The sequence below is a fragment of the Klebsiella quasipneumoniae subsp. quasipneumoniae genome (assembly GCF_020525925.1).
Taxonomy (GTDB): domain Bacteria; phylum Pseudomonadota; class Gammaproteobacteria; order Enterobacterales; family Enterobacteriaceae; genus Klebsiella; species Klebsiella quasipneumoniae.
In genome coordinates this window covers 4,544,131-4,559,027 of sequence record NZ_CP084876.1, presented here as the reverse complement: position 1 = coordinate 4,559,027, position 14,897 = coordinate 4,544,131, and the positions used below count along the sequence as shown (strand labels likewise).

Sequence of the window (14,897 nt, the reverse complement as noted above, 5' to 3'; positions counted from 1 at the left end):
CGCGCATGCAGCAGCCACGGATTTGGTTAGTTGAGGATGAACAGAGTATCGCCGATACCCTGGTTTATATGCTCCAGCAGGAGGGCTTCCAGGTCACCGTCTTTGACCGCGGGTTGCCCGCGCTGGAGGCGGCGGCGCATCAGGCGCCCGATGTGGCCATCCTCGACGTCGGCTTGCCGGATATCAGCGGCTTCGAGCTCTGTCGGCGCCTGCTGACGCGCTTTCCGGCGCTGCCGGTGCTGTTTCTGACGGCGCGGAGCGACGAGGTCGATAAGCTGCTGGGGCTGGAAATCGGCGCTGACGATTACATCGCCAAGCCGTTTTCGCCGCGCGAAGTCTGCGCGCGGGTGCGCAGCGTGCTGCGGCGGCTGCAAAAATTCGCCGCGCCTTCGTCGGTAGTTCGCGTCGGCGAGTTTGTGCTTGACGAGCAGGCGGCGTCGATAAGCTGGTTCGGCCAGCCGCTGAACCTGACGCGCTATGAATTTCTGCTGTTGAAAACGCTGCTTCACGCGCCCGGTCGCGTCTTCTCCCGCCAGCAACTGATGGAGCTGGTGTGGAGCGATGCCTGGGAAAGCCTCGACCGCACCGTCGACACCCACATCAAAACCCTGCGCGCTAAACTGCGGGTCGTTAATCCTGAGGTGGCGCCAATCAATACCCATCGCGGGATGGGCTACAGCCTGGGGCGCGGCTGATGCGCATCGGCATGCGCCTGCTGCTGGGCTATTTTCTTATCGTCGCGATCGCCGCGTGGTTTGTACTGTCGATCTTTGTCCAGGAAGTGAAGCCGGGCGTGCGCCGGGCGACGGAGGGGACCCTCAACGATACCGCCACCCTGCTGGCGGCGCTGGCGCGTGAGGACCTGCTGGCGGCAAACCCGCAGCAGGGCAGGCTGGCGCAGGCCTTTCACCAGCTCAACCAGCAGCGGCTCAACGCCAATATTGGCGGAATTAAAAAGGTGCGGAATGAGTACCGCGTCTATCTGACCGATGCCCGGGGTAAGGTGGTGTTTGACTCGAGCGGAGAGGCGACAGGGCAGGACTATTCACGCTGGAACGACGTCTGGCTCACCCTGCGCGGCCAGTACGGCGCGCGCAGTACGCGCAGCGATCCGCATGATGAAGCCAGCTCGGTGATGTATATCGCCGCGCCGGTGATGGATAAGGGGCGGATTATCGGCGTGCTGAGCGTCGGTAAACCCAACCTGGCGATGACGCCGGTCATTCAGCGCAGCGAGCGGCGGATCCTCTGGGCCGGCGGCGCCCTGCTGGGCATTGCCCTGTTGATTGGCTGCGGCGTCGTCTGGTGGATCAATTTCTCTATCGGCAAGCTGGTGCGCTATGCGGACTCGGTGACCGCTGACCGCCCGCTGCCGCTGCCGGAGGTCGGCAGCAGCGAACTGCGTAAGCTGGCCCAGGCGCTGGAGAGCATGCGGGTGAAGCTCGAAGGCAAAAACGCCATCGAAAACTATGTCTATGACCTGACTCACGAGCTGAAAAGTCCGCTGGCGGCCATCCGCGGTGCGGCGGAGATCCTGCGCGAAGAGCCGCCGCCTGCGGTGGCGGCGCGGTTTACTGAGAATATCCTCGCGCAAAATACTCGCATGCAGCTGTTGGTGGAGCGGTTGCTCCAGCAGGCGCGACTGGAAAGCCGGCTGGAGATAAAGCCGCAGCCGGTGTCGATAGATGCGCTATACCAACGGCTGGCGGAAGAGCGCGACATCGCCCTGGCGGCGAAAGCCATCACCCTGCGCTGGCAGGAGAGTGGGATGCTGGTCAATGGCGATGGCGAACTGCTGTCCCAGGCGCTGGGCAATCTGCTCGACAACGCGATTGATTTTACCCCCCAGGGGGGCGAGATCGCCCTGGCAGTAGAGAAACGAAATGCAGAGGTGCGACTGAGCGTAACGGATAACGGATGCGGTATTCCGGAGTATGCCCTGACGCGGATCTTTGATCGGTTCTACTCGCTGCCGCGTGAAGACGGCCATAAGAGCAGCGGCCTTGGGCTGGCCTTCGTTCGTGAAGTCGCGCGCCTGCATCACGGCGATATCCGTCTACACAATCGGCCCGAAGGCGGCGTGGTCGCCACGCTGAGACTTCACCGTCCCTTCACATAGCTTCAAATTCCCCCCACACAACCGCCCTATTGTGAGGCCATCACGATAGGGAGAAAGCTATGTTGAAATCACCGTTATTCTGGAAAATCACCACGTTAATAGGCTGTATTGTGCTGTTATCTCTGCCTTTGATGATAGTCAGGGAGCTCATCAATGAGCGGGCTGATTATCGCAGTGAGGTTGTGGATGCCATTGAACAGAGCACCAGCGGCCCGCAAAAACTCGCCGGGCCGCTGATCGCTATTCCGGTAACCGAGACGCTGACCCGCAGGGAGAACCAAAAAGAGGTCGAATATCAGCGGAGCTGGGAGTACTACTGGCTGCCGGAGTCGCTGGCGGTCACCGGCAAACAGACCGTGGAGTCGAGGAGGGTGGGCATCTACAGCGGACAGGTCTGGCATAACGCCCTGCAGATTAAGGCTTCGTTTGATCCGCTGCGTCTGGCGGCGCTGAAAAAAACGAATATTGTCTTAGGCCAGCCGCGGCTGGTGGTGAGCGTCGGCGATGCCCGCGGCATTGGCGCCATTCATGCTCCGGAGGTTAACGGCAGCGTATTAAGCGTGGAGCCTGGGCTGGGGATCAGCGGCGATGGGGCGGGCATCCATATGCCGATGCCAGCGCTGGCGGAGGACAACAAGCCGCTTGAGATCGCTTTTTCGCTCGATCTGAACGGGACGGGCGCATTTTCACTGGTGCCGCTCGGGCGCAACAGCGAGCTGCAGCTGACCAGTAACTGGCCGCATCCCGGCTTTCTCGGCAGCTTCCTGCCAACGAAACGCGAAGTGAATGCTGCCGGCTATCGCGCCCACTGGCAAAGCAGCTGGTTCGCCAACGATATGGGCAGCTATTTCAAGGATGATATGGAGATCCCGTGGTCGCGCCTGCCGGCGTTCAGTGCCGATGTCATGTCGCTTGCCGACCAGTATCAGCTAACCGACCGGGCGACAAAATATGCCATCCTGTTAATTGGGTTGACGTTTATAGCCTTTTTCGCTTTCGAAAGCCTGACCCATCGCCCCCTGCATCCGATGCAATATTTGCTGGTGGGCCTATCGCTGGTGCTGTTTTACCTGGTGCTGCTGGCGCTTTCGGAGCACATTGGCTTTACCGCCGCCTGGCTGGCCGCCAGCCTGTCCGGCGCGGTGATGAACGGGATCTACCTCCAGGCGGTGCTCAGGGGATGGCGTAACAGCCTGCTGTTTGTCGCGGCGCTGCTGCTGCTGGACGGGGTGATGTGGTTTCTGCTGCATTCCGAGGACAGCGCGCTGCTGTTGGGTACCGGGGTGCTGGTGCTGGCGCTAAGCAGCCTGATGTTTTTGACCCGGCGAGTGGACTGGTATGCGTTATCGTTACCGAAAGGCAGTGTGCCTCCGCCGCCGTCTGCCGATGACGACAAACTGCGCCTCTGGAAAGAGTGACGGCATAAAAAAACGGCGCCCTCGGGGCGCCGTTTTCACATCATGGCTGCGGAATAAATCGCATTATTCCTGCAGATCGCCACAGAAACGGTAACCTTCACCGTGAATGGTAGCGATGATTTCCGGGGTATCCGGAGTGGATTCGAAGTGTTTACGAATCCGACGAATGGTCACGTCAACGGTACGGTCATGCGGCTTCAGCTCGCGACCGGTCATTTTCTTCAGCAGCTCGGCACGAGACTGAATTTTGCCCGGGTTTTCGCAGAAGTGCAGCATCGCGCGGAATTCACTGCGCGGCAGCTTGTACTGTTCGCCGTTCGGGCTGACCAGGGAACGGCTGTTGATATCGAGTTCCCAGCCGTTGAACTTGTAGCTTTCCACGCTGCGACGCTCTTCGCTCACGGTACCGAGGTTCATGGTACGGGAGAGCAGGTTGCGCGCGCGGATAGTCAGTTCACGCGGGTTAAACGGTTTAGTGATATAGTCGTCAGCGCCGATTTCGAGGCCAAGGATCTTATCCACTTCGTTGTCGCGACCGGTTAAGAACATCAGCGCGACGTCAGCCTGCTCGCGCAGCTCGCGCGCCAGCAGAAGACCATTTTTACCCGGCAGGTTGATATCCATGATCACCAGGTTGATATCATTTTCAGACAGGATCTGATGCATTTCCGCGCCATCGGTCGCTTCGAATACATCGTAACCTTCTGCTTCGAAAATACTTTTTAACGTGTTGCGTGTTACCAACTCGTCTTCAACGATAAGAATGTGCGGGGTCTGCATGTTTGCTACCTAAATTGCCAACTAAATCGAAACAGGAAGTACCAAAGTCCCTGACCTGCCTGCTGCATGTCGCAAATTAACATGCGCGGCGTAACATGACTAAAGTACGTAATTGCGTTCTTGATGCACTTTCCATCAACGTCAACAACATCATTAGCTTGGTCGTGGGTACTTTCCCTCTGGACCCGACGGTGTCAAAAACGGCTGACATCCTAACCATTTTAACAGCAACATAACAGGCTAAGAGAGGCCGAACACCCAATAAAACTACGCTTCGTTGACATATATCAAGTTCAATTGTAGCACGTTAACAGTCTTGTGAAATCATTGCATCGCCATGCTCTTTATAGTCACAATCTTTACCCGGCTCAACTAGTTGCGTGGATAAATTAATAAATACAGTGAATCCAATGTCTGGAACGATGCGTCAGGTGAAATTTCATTGCCCATCATATGGATAAATGGGTTCTGTTAACATACTCCTTGTCATGGCCTCCTGAGAACAGTTTAGATTTTTTTATGGGTAAGATAACGCAATTTTAGTGATTTTTGTTGCAAATTTGTAAATTTTCACCGCGTAAAATGCGGGGCTCCGCGCCTCGACAACGCCTGAGAGAGAGAAAAAAACCGCAATGCGTTTAACGATTATTTTAGTCGGTCCTGCCCGGGCCGAGAACGTCGGCGCCGCCGCCAGGGCGATGAAAACCATGGGATTTCGCGATCTGCGGATCGTGGACAGTGAAGCCCATCTGGCGCCGGCGGCACGCTGGGTGGCGCACGGCTCAGGCGACATCCTCGATGGCATCACCACCTATTCCACCCTTGCCGAGGCGCTGCACGACGTCGATTTTACCGTCGCCACCACCGCCCGCAGTCGCGCGCGGTTTCACTATTACGCCACGCCGCAGCAGCTGTTGCCGCTGCTGGAGGAGAAGGCGAACTGGATGACCCATACCGCGCTGGTATTTGGCCGTGAAGACGCCGGATTGACCAATGAGGAGCTGGCCCTGGCCGATGTGCTGACCGGCGTGCCGATGGCCGCGGATTATCCTTCGCTCAACCTCGGTCAGTCGGTGATGGTCTACTGCTATCAATTAGCATCGCTTATGCAACAACCGGCGCCCACCGCCGCCGCGGCAGACCATCATCAGCTGCAGGCGTTGCGCCTGCGCGCCCTGGCCTTGCTTTCGCGTCTGGGCGTGGAGGATGATGCCAAACTGGCCGACTGGCTGTCGCAACGAATGGGGCTGCTGCAGCAGCGCGACACGGCAATGTTGCATCGTTTGCTGCATGATATTGAAAAAAACCTGCCAGAATAAAGCTCTGTCATATATTTTAATTATGGTTGTATATGCTGTTTTTGCGGGGAGTGTTCCGCCGATCTGGATGTTTTTCCTTGTCGGGGTGGCGCAATACGTAAGCTCGCTGAAATGAGGTTAATTGAGAAATTCATTGACTTAAGAGGGCAGATACTTTAACCAATATAGGCAGGACACACAGACAGATAAAAATACAGAGTACACAACATCCATGAATCGCATCGGCATGATTACCACCATTATCACCACCACCATTACCACAGGTAACGGTGCGGGCTGACGCGTACAGGAAACACAGAAAAAAGCCCGCACCTGAACAGTGCGGGCTTTTTTTTTGACAAGAGATCAAGGGGTAAGAACCATGCGAGTGTTGAAGTTCGGCGGTACATCAGTGGCAAATGCGGAACGGTTTCTGCGGGTTGCCGATATTCTGGAGAGTAATGCCAGGCAGGGGCAGGTAGCGACCGTCCTGTCTGCCCCGGCGAAGATCACCAACCATCTGGTAGCGATGATTGAAAAGACCATTGGCGGCCAGGATGCCCTCCCCAATATTGCCGACGCTGAACGCATTTTTACCGAACTTCTTCAGGGCCTTGCCGACGCCCAGCCCGCTTTCCCGCTCGCCCAGCTGAAAGCCTTTGTTGAGCAGGAGTTTGCTCAGATTAAGCATGTCCTGCACGGTATCAGCCTGCTGGGTCAGTGCCCGGACAGCGTCAATGCCGCGCTGATCTGCCGAGGCGAAAAGCTCTCCATCGCCATCATGGCGGGTCTGCTGGAAGCCCGTGGTCATAAAGTCAGTGTGATTAACCCGGTGGAAAAACTGCTCGCGGTGGGCCACTATCTGGAATCCACGGTCGATATCGCCGAATCCACCCGCCGCATCGCCGCCAGCCAGATCCCGGCAGACCATATGATCCTGATGGCCGGGTTTACCGCCGGCAATGAGAAGGGCGAGCTGGTGGTGCTGGGGCGCAACGGCTCCGACTATTCGGCTGCGGTGCTGGCCGCCTGCCTGCGCGCCGACTGCTGCGAAATCTGGACCGATGTCGACGGCGTGTACACTTGCGACCCGCGCCAGGTGCCGGATGCGCGTCTGCTGAAATCGATGTCTTATCAGGAGGCGATGGAGCTCTCCTACTTTGGCGCGAAAGTGCTGCACCCGCGCACCATCGCCCCTATCGCCCAGTTCCAAATCCCATGTCTGATTAAAAATACCGGCAACCCGCAGGCGCCGGGAACGCTCATCGGCGCCAGCCGCGACGAGGACGATCTGCCGGTCAAAGGCATCTCTAACCTCAACAACATGGCGATGTTCAACGTCTCCGGGCCGGGGATGAAAGGCATGGTCGGCATGGCGGCCCGCGTCTTCGCCACCATGTCCCGCGCCGGCATCTCGGTCGTGCTGATCACCCAATCTTCTTCCGAGTACAGCATCAGTTTCTGCGTGCCGCAGAGCGACTGTGCGCGTGCTAAACGGGCGATGGAAGATGAGTTTTATCTCGAGCTGAAAGAGGGGCTGCTGGAGCCGCTGGCCATTATGGAGCGTCTGGCTATTATCTCGGTGGTGGGCGACGGAATGCGCACTCTGCGCGGTATCTCGGCAAAGTTTTTTGCCGCGCTGGCCCGCGCCAATATCAATATCGTGGCGATTGCCCAGGGTTCATCCGAGCGCTCCATTTCGGTGGTGGTCAGCAATGACGACGCCACCACCGGCGTGCGCGTGACCCATCAGATGCTGTTCAACACCGACCAGGTGATCGAAGTGTTCGTCATCGGCGTCGGCGGCGTCGGCGGCGCGCTGCTGGAGCAAATCAAACGCCAGCAGAGTTGGCTGAAGAGCAAACATATCGATCTGCGCGTTTGCGGCGTGGCCAACTCTCAGGCGCTGCTGACCAGCGTGCATGGTCTGAATCTGGAAAACTGGAGTGAGGCGCTGGCGGAGGCGAAAGAACCCTTTAATCTTGGCCGCCTGATCCGCCTGGTAAAAGAGTACCACCTGCTTAATCCGGTGATCGTCGACTGTACCTCCAGCCAGGCGGTCGCCGATCAGTACGCCGACTTCCTGCGCGAAGGTTTCCATGTGGTCACGCCGAATAAAAAGGCCAATACCTCTTCGCTGGATTATTATCATCAGCTGCGCCACGCCGCGAGCAGCTCGCGCCGCAAGTTCCTCTATGACACTAACGTTGGCGCTGGCCTGCCGGTGATTGAGAACCTGCAGAACCTGCTCAACGCCGGCGATGAACTGCGCCATTTCTCCGGGATCCTCTCCGGCTCTCTGTCGTTTATCTTCGGCAAGCTGGATGAGGGCGTGAGTTTCTCGGCGGCGACGGCGATGGCCCGTGAGATGGGGTATACCGAGCCGGATCCGCGCGACGATTTATCCGGGGTGGATGTCGCGCGTAAGCTGCTGATTCTGGCCCGTGAGACTGGACGTGAACTGGAGCTGTCGGACATTATCGTCGAGTCGGCGCTGCCGGCGGACTTCGACGCCAGCGGTGATGTTGAGACCTTTATGGCCCGTCTGCCGTCGCTGGATGATGCGTTCGCCTCGCGGATCGCTAAGGCGCGCGATGAAGGTAAAGTCTTGCGCTATGTCGGTAACATCGAAGAGGATGGTACCTGCCGGGTGAAAATTGCCGCCGTTGACGGCAACGATCCGCTGTTCAAAGTCAAAAATGGCGAGAACGCGCTGGCCTTTTACAGCCACTATTATCAGCCATTGCCGCTGGTGCTGCGCGGCTATGGTGCCGGGAACGACGTCACGGCGGCCGGTGTATTCGCCGACCTGCTGCGCACCCTTTCCTGGAAGTTAGGAGTTTAAGATGGTCAAAGTATATGCCCCGGCTTCCAGTGCCAATATGAGCGTCGGGTTTGATGTGTTGGGCGCGGCGGTCACGCCGGTCGATGGCACGCTGCTTGGCGACAACGTTACTGTCGAAGCGGCGGAGCAATTCAGCCTGCAGAATCTGGGACGCTTCGCCAGCAAACTGCCGACGGCGCCGCAGGAGAACATTGTTTACCAGTGCTGGGAAAGCTTTTGCCGGGAGATCGGTAAAACGGTGCCGGTGGCGATGACCCTGGAAAAAAACATGCCGATTGGCTCCGGGCTGGGCTCCAGCGCCTGCTCGGTGGTCGCCGCGCTGGTGGCGATGAACGAGTTTTGCGGTAAGCCGCTGAACGAGACGCGCATGCTGGCGCTGATGGGGGAGATGGAAGGGCGTATCTCCGGCAGCATTCACTACGACAACGTGGCGCCGTGCTATCTTGGCGGCATGCAGTTGATGATCGAAGAGAACGGGATTATCAGCCAGCAGGTGCCCGGGTTTGATGAGTGGCTGTGGGTGCTGGCCTATCCGGGGATTAAAGTATCCACCGCCGAAGCGCGGGCGATTCTGCCGGCGCAGTACCGCCGTCAGGATTGTATCGCCCATGGTCGCCACCTCGCGGGCTTTATTCACGCCTGCTACACCCGCCAGCCGCAGCTGGCGGCAAAATTGATGAAAGATGTGATTGCCGAACCGTACCGAACCAAACTGCTGCCGGGCTTTAGCGAAGCGCGTCAGGCGGCCATGGAGATGGGCGCCCAGGCTTGCGGCATCTCCGGCTCTGGCCCAACGCTGTTCGCGTTGTGCGATAAGCCGGACACCGCACAGCGCGTCGCCGACTGGCTTGGCGCGCACTATCTGCAGAATCAGGAAGGCTTTGTTCATATTTGCCGGCTGGACACGGCGGGCGCACGCGTAGTGGGATAACCAATGAAACTGTATAACTTAAAAGATCACAATGAGCAGGTCAGCTTTGCGCAGGCCGTTACCCAGGGACTTGGCAAGCATCAGGGCCTGTTCTTTCCGCACGATCTGCCGGAATTCAGCCTGACTGAAATCGACGACATGCTGGCGCAGGATTTTGTCACCCGCAGCGCCAAAATTTTATCCGCCTTTATCGGCGATGAGATCCCGCAGGATGTCCTGCAGCAGCGGGTCCGCGCGGCGTTTGCGTTTCCGGCGCCGGTGAGCAAGGTTCAGGAGGATGTCGGCTGTCTGGAGCTGTTCCATGGCCCCACGCTGGCCTTCAAGGATTTCGGCGGCCGCTTTATGGCGCAGATGCTGACCCATATCGCAGGCGATAAGCCGGTCACCATCCTCACGGCGACCTCTGGCGATACCGGGGCGGCGGTGGCGCATGCTTTCTACGGACTGCCGAACGTTAAGGTAGTGATCCTCTACCCGCGCGGCAAGATCAGCCCGCTGCAGGAGAAGCTGTTCTGTACTCTCGGCGGCAACATTGAAACCGTGGCGATTGACGGCGACTTCGACGCCTGCCAGGCGCTGGTGAAGCAGGCGTTTGACGATGAAGAACTGAAGGCGACGCTGGGGCTCAACTCGGCTAACTCCATTAACATCAGCCGCCTGCTGGCGCAGATCTGCTACTACTTCGAAGCGGCGGCGCAGCTGCCGCAGGAAGCCCGCAATCAGCTGGTGATTTCCGTGCCGAGCGGCAACTTCGGCGATCTGACCGCCGGTCTGCTGGCGAAGTCGCTGGGTCTGCCGATCAAACGCTTTATCGCCGCCACCAATGCCAACGACACCGTTCCGCGCTATCTGCAGGGCGGCGAGTGGGCGCCAAAAGCCACCCAGGCGACGCTGTCCAACGCCATGGACGTTAGCCAGCCGAACAACTGGCCGCGTGTCGAAGAGCTGTTCCGCCGTAAAATCTGGCGTCTCAGCGAGCTGGGCTATGCCGCGGTCGATGATGAGACCACCAAAGCGGCAATGCGCGAGCTGAAGGCCATCGGCTACATCTCTGAACCGCACGCGGCGATTGCCTGGCGCGCGCTGCGCGATCAGCTGCAGCCGGGAGAGTACGGTCTGTTCCTCGGCACCGCCCATCCGGCGAAGTTCAAAGAGAGCGTGGAGGAGATCCTGCAGGAGACCCTGCCGCTGCCGAAAGAGCTGGCCGACCGCGCCGACCTGCCGCTGCTGTCTCACAACCTGCCGGCGGATTTCGCCGCGCTGCGTAAGCTGATGATGGGCTAAATCCTTACCGTCCCCCTGTTGCGTCGAACGCCGTAGGGGGACCGTTTACTTACTGCTCGTGGCGTTTAAACACCAGTTCGCCTTTCTCCGACGCCTCCGCATCAAAGAAATAGCCTTCGCTATTAAAGGATTTCAGCTGTTCCGGCTGGGTTAAGCGGTTTTCAATAATATAGCGACTCATCAGGCCACGGGCCTTCTTGGCATAGAAGCTGATCACTTTGAATTTGCCGTTCTTCTCATCGAGGAATACCGGCTTGATCAGCTGGCCCTGCAATTTTTGCGTTTTCACCGATTTAAAATATTCATCGGAGGCCAGGTTGATGACGATATCGTCGCCCTGAGCCTGCAGCGCCTGATTCAGCTTCTCGGTAATGGTCTCGCCCCAGAACTGGTACAGATCTTTGCCGCGGGGGTTTTCCAGACGTATCCCCATCTCCAGGCGGTAGGGCTGCATCAGATCCAGCGGACGCAGCACGCCATACAGGCCAGAGAGCATGCGCAGGTGTCGCTGGGCGAAGTCAAAGTCGTCCTCGGTGAGCGTCTCTGCCTGCAGGCCGGTGTAGACATCGCCCTTAAAGGCGAGGATCGCCTGGCGGGCATTTTGCGGCGTAAAGTCAGGGTGCCAGTCGTGGAAACGGGTGGCGTTCAGATCCGCCAGCTTGTCGCTGATGCTCATCAGCTTGCCGATTTGCGGCGCGGTCAGCTGACGGGCGATGCTGATAAGCTGTTGAGAATACTCGAGGAGTTCGGGCTGGGTATAGCGAGTCGTTGCCAGCGGGCTTTGATAATCGAGCGTTTTAGCAGGTGAAATCAGAATCAGCATATCCAGTCCTTGCAGGTAATTTCGACGAATTTTAACAAAAAAAGTGCATGGTGGGATCGATAGCTGCGATTGCCGCGCTATTCGCGCGGCAGTTCATTCCACGCGCCCGGGGCCAGCTGTTGGTGAATCTCAGGATAGCGCGACGCATCGAAAGTAGGCTGAATGCCCAGCTGGCGCTGACGCAGATAATCACTGGCGATAATCCGCACCGTCGGGGAGAGCAGCAGGATGGCCGTCAGGTTGGTCATCGCCATCAGCGCCATAATGATATCCGCGCTCTGCCAGACGACCGGCAGGCTAACGAGGGTTCCCAGCAGCACCATCAGGACGGTAAGTATCCGCAGCGCCCAGATATAGCGCGGCTTATCCAGACGCAGAAAGACCAGATTATTTTCCGCGTACAGGTAGTTGGCGACGATAGAGCTAAAGGCGAACAGCAGCACGATGAAAGCGATAAAACCCGACCCCCAGCCCCCGACCAGCATGCTCATCGCGTGCTGCAGGGCCTGGATGCCGTTGAGCGTATACTCATTGTCGGGGTGAGGCGCCAGCATGACGATAATCGCGCTGGCGGTACAGATGACGATGGTATCGATAAACACGCCAATCATCTGCACGATACCCTGCGCCGCCGGGTGCGGCGGCCAGGAGGCGGCGGCTGCGGCGGCGTTAGGCGAAGAGCCCATTCCGGCTTCATTGGAGAACATGCCGCGCTGAAAGCCGCTGGTCAGCGCCTGGCTGATGGTGTAGCCCACCGCGCCGGCGGCGGCTTCCTGCCAGCCGAAGGCGCAGCGAAAGATGGTGGCGAAAATCGTCGGCAGGGCGGTGATATGCCACAGGCCGATAAGCAGGCTGGTGGCGATCCACAGCAGCGCCATGATGGGGACGATCCACTGCATCAGGCGCGCCACGCCGCGTAAACCACGGCGGATGGCCAGCAGAACGACAACGGCCAGCACGCCGCCGCTGACTGCCGCCGGCAGATCGAACGCATAGCGCAGGGCATGGGCCACGGAGTTGGCCTGTACGGTATTGAAGATAAAGCCATAGGCCAGCAGCAGGAGGATCGAAAACAGAACGCCCATCCAGCGCATGCCGAGCCCGCGCGCCATATACCAGGCCGGACCGCCGCGAAACTGCCCGCGGCTATCGCGCTCTTTATACAGCTGGGCAAGGGAACATTCGGCGAAGCTGCTGGCCATGCCGAGCAGGGCGGAGACCCACATCCAGAATACGGCTCCGGGCCCGCCGGCGGCGATAGCCAGCGTGACGCCGGCAAGATTGCCGCTGCCGACTCGCGCAGCAAGGCTGGTACAGAGCGCCTGAAAGGAGGTTAAACCGCCCGGCTGCGGGTGCAGGCTTTTTTTCAGGCTGCGGCCAAATTTGCGCACGTAGCGGAACTGAATACCCCGGGTTTGCCAGCTAAACCAGATACCGGCGCCCAGTAGCAGATAAATCATCACTGAGCCCCAGAGTATTTCATTGATAAATGAGAGAAAATCAGGCATTAAACATCCTCTTGTCCATGCCGGCACGCCAGTGTAAGCGTTACCAATTAAGTGACAATCCTTGCGCTTTCAGCAAATTAATCTGCATAGTTTATCACACTCTGCGCTCTTCTCTCGTCGGCGGTTGCGCTGACCCGGCAGCGTGTTATCATCTGGGCAGACCGGTTACATCCCCTTAACTGCTGTTTAAGAGAAATATATCATGACGGATAAATTAACTTCTCTGCGTCAGTACACCACTGTCGTCGCTGACACCGGAGATATTGCGGCAATGAAGCTGTATCAGCCTCAGGATGCCACCACCAACCCTTCCCTGATCCTCGGCGCGGCTCAGATCCCTGAGTACCGTAAGCTGATTGACGACGCTGTGGCCTGGGCTCGTAGCCAGAGCAGCGATCGCGCGCAGCAGATCCTCGATGCTTCCGACAAGCTGGCGGTGAACATCGGTCTCGAAATTCTGAAACTGATCCCGGGCCGTATCTCCACCGAAGTGGATGCGCGTCTCTCCTACGACACCGAAGCGTCTATCGCTAAAGCCAAGCGCATCATCAAGCTGTATAACGACGCGGGCATCAGCAACGATCGTATTCTGATCAAGCTGGCTTCCACCTGGCAGGGCATTCGCGCCGCTGAACAGCTGGAAAAAGAGGGCATCAACTGCAACCTGACGCTGCTGTTCTCCTTCGCTCAGGCTCGCGCTTGCGCCGAAGCGGGCGTCTTCCTGATTTCGCCGTTCGTTGGCCGTATCCTCGACTGGTACAAAGCCAACACCGATAAGAAAGAGTACGCGCCGGCAGAAGATCCGGGCGTGGTTTCCGTCAGCGAAATCTACGAGTACTACAAGCAGCACGGTTATGAAACCGTGGTGATGGGCGCCAGCTTCCGTAACGTTGGCGAAATTCTGGAACTGGCTGGCTGTGACCGCCTGACCATCGCCCCGGCACTGCTGAAAGAGCTGTCCGAAAGCGAAGGCGCCGTTGAGCGTAAACTGGTATATACCGGTGAAGTGAAAGCGCGTCCGGAGCGTATTACCGAATCTGAGTTCCTGTGGCAGCATAACCAGGATCCGATGGCGGTAGACAAACTGGCGGAAGGTATCCGTAAGTTTGCGATCGACCAGGAAAAACTGGAAAAAATGATCGGCGAACTGCTGTAATCCCGCAGGTGGCCGACGCCCGTCGGCCACATTACACTGTCTGTCCCGCCAGCAGCAGTGTATCATTTCGTTTAACGCCACAGTTTGAACGGAATAACCATGAATACCTTACGAATCGGCTTAGTTTCCATTTCCGATCGCGCCTCCAGCGGCGTCTATCAGGACAAAGGCATCCCGGCACTGGAAGAGTGGCTGGCGCGTGCCCTTACCACCCCTTTTGAACTGCAGACTCGCCTGATCCCGGATGAGCAGGTCATTATTGAGCAAACGCTGTGCGAACTGGTTGACGAGATGGGGTGCCATCTGGTGCTGACCACCGGCGGCACCGGCCCGGCGCGTCGCGATGTGACGCCCGACGCCACGCTGGCGATTGCCGATCGCGAGATGCCGGGCTTCGGCGAGCAAATGCGCCAGGTTAGCCTACACTTTGTGCCGACGGCGATCCTTTCCCGGCAGGTCGGGGTGATCCGCAAGCAGGCGCTGATCCTCAATCTTCCCGGACAACCGAAAGCGATTCAGGAGACCCTGGAAGGGGTGAAAGATGCTGACGGCAACGTGCTGGTGCACGGTATTTTCGCAAGTGTACCTTATTGTGTACAGTTGCTGGAGGGGCCTTATGTGGAAACCGATGGCCGTGTGGTAGAAGCATTTCGTCCCAAAAGTGCCCGACGCGAAACTTTATCCTGAATTTGATGCATTTGTGACATAACATGCATCGCTGATGGTGTGCCGTTT

General features: G+C 58.2%; 14 protein-coding genes and 1 other annotated feature. Of the genes, 11 read left to right on the top strand and 3 right to left on the bottom strand.

Annotated elements, in window-relative coordinates:
- The first annotated feature begins 5 nt into the window (after nt 1–5).
- Genes creB through creD form a run of 3 tightly spaced genes read left to right on the top strand, consistent with a single transcriptional unit; the run spans nt 6 to nt 3,537 of the window.
- Entirely contained in the window at nt 6–695 is a 690-nt protein-coding gene (creB, locus tag LGM20_RS21895) for a two-component system response regulator CreB (RefSeq protein WP_023291904.1), read from the top strand.
- Entirely contained in the window at nt 695–2,119 is a 1,425-nt protein-coding gene (gene creC, locus LGM20_RS21890) for a two-component system sensor histidine kinase CreC (protein WP_044525307.1), read from the top strand. The genes creB and creC overlap by 1 nt, the downstream gene beginning before the upstream one ends.
- 59 nt (nt 2,120–2,178) lie before the next feature.
- Nucleotides 2,179–3,537, top strand: a complete 1,359-nt coding sequence (creD, locus tag LGM20_RS21885; RefSeq protein WP_044525308.1) for a cell envelope integrity protein CreD — start codon at nt 2,179–2,181, stop codon at nt 3,535–3,537.
- Nucleotides 3,538–3,600: 63 nt separating this feature from the next.
- On the opposite strand, the gene arcA is transcribed toward creD, so the two are convergent.
- Nucleotides 3,601–4,317, bottom strand: a complete 717-nt coding sequence (gene arcA, locus LGM20_RS21880) for a two-component system response regulator ArcA (RefSeq protein WP_002887843.1) — start codon at nt 4,315–4,317, stop codon at nt 3,601–3,603.
- Between the two features lie 95 nt (nt 4,318–4,412).
- On the opposite strand from arcA, the gene yjjY reads away from it, so the two are divergent.
- The 6 genes from yjjY to thrC all read left to right on the top strand — a co-directional run bounded on the left by yjjY (nt 4,413) and on the right by thrC (nt 10,675).
- Nucleotides 4,413–4,553: a YjjY family protein gene (gene yjjY, locus LGM20_RS21875; protein ID WP_004146984.1), complete on the top strand. Its 141-nt coding sequence runs from the start codon at nt 4,413–4,415 to the stop codon at nt 4,551–4,553.
- Nucleotides 4,554–4,949: 396 nt separating this feature from the next.
- Complete coding sequence (locus LGM20_RS21870; protein WP_044525309.1) at nt 4,950–5,636, top strand: tRNA/rRNA methyltransferase; 687 nt, start codon at nt 4,950–4,952, stop codon at nt 5,634–5,636.
- A 211-nt stretch (nt 5,637–5,847) separates the two neighbouring features.
- Nucleotides 5,848–5,916 (top strand): thr operon leader peptide, encoded by a 69-nt coding sequence (thrL, locus tag LGM20_RS21865; protein WP_004222578.1) that lies wholly within the window; start codon nt 5,848–5,850, stop codon nt 5,914–5,916.
- Nucleotides 5,855–5,972 (top strand) — a sequence feature (Thr leader region). It overlaps the preceding gene by 62 nt.
- A 25-nt stretch (nt 5,973–5,997) precedes the next feature.
- On the top strand, nt 5,998–8,460 hold the full coding sequence (gene thrA / locus LGM20_RS21860; protein ID WP_044525310.1) for a bifunctional aspartate kinase/homoserine dehydrogenase I: 2,463 nt from the start codon (nt 5,998–6,000) through the stop codon (nt 8,458–8,460).
- Nucleotide 8,461: 1 nt separating this feature from the next.
- The gene (thrB, locus tag LGM20_RS21855; protein ID WP_002887853.1) at nt 8,462–9,391 is read left to right on the top strand and encodes a homoserine kinase; all 930 of its coding nucleotides are present in this window, start codon (nt 8,462–8,464) and stop codon (nt 9,389–9,391) included.
- Nucleotides 9,392–9,394: 3 nt separating this feature from the next.
- Nucleotides 9,395–10,675 carry a threonine synthase gene (thrC, locus tag LGM20_RS21850; protein WP_002887863.1) on the top strand — a complete coding sequence of 427 codons (1,281 nt, stop codon included), beginning with the start codon at nt 9,395–9,397 and terminating at the stop codon, nt 10,673–10,675.
- Between the two features lie 49 nt (nt 10,676–10,724).
- On the opposite strand, the gene yaaA is transcribed toward thrC, so the two are convergent.
- Together yaaA and LGM20_RS21840 are read right to left on the bottom strand one after the other, a co-directional pair.
- Nucleotides 10,725–11,498 carry a peroxide stress protein YaaA gene (yaaA, locus tag LGM20_RS21845; protein WP_032452393.1) on the bottom strand — a complete coding sequence of 258 codons (774 nt, stop codon included), beginning with the start codon at nt 11,496–11,498 and terminating at the stop codon, nt 10,725–10,727.
- A gap of 77 nt (nt 11,499–11,575) precedes the next feature.
- Complete coding sequence (locus LGM20_RS21840; RefSeq protein ID WP_044525311.1) at nt 11,576–13,006, bottom strand: alanine/glycine:cation symporter family protein; 1,431 nt, start codon at nt 13,004–13,006, stop codon at nt 11,576–11,578.
- Between the two features lie 202 nt (nt 13,007–13,208).
- Here LGM20_RS21840 and tal point away from each other — a divergent pair, with 202 nt between their 5' ends.
- Nucleotides 13,209–14,162 (top strand): transaldolase, encoded by a 954-nt coding sequence (tal, locus tag LGM20_RS21835; protein ID WP_004204228.1) that lies wholly within the window; start codon nt 13,209–13,211, stop codon nt 14,160–14,162.
- A gap of 99 nt (nt 14,163–14,261) precedes the next feature.
- Complete coding sequence (mog, locus tag LGM20_RS21830) at nt 14,262–14,849, top strand: molybdopterin adenylyltransferase (protein ID WP_004204229.1); 588 nt, start codon at nt 14,262–14,264, stop codon at nt 14,847–14,849.
- The last annotated feature ends 48 nt before the right edge of the window (nt 14,850–14,897 follow it).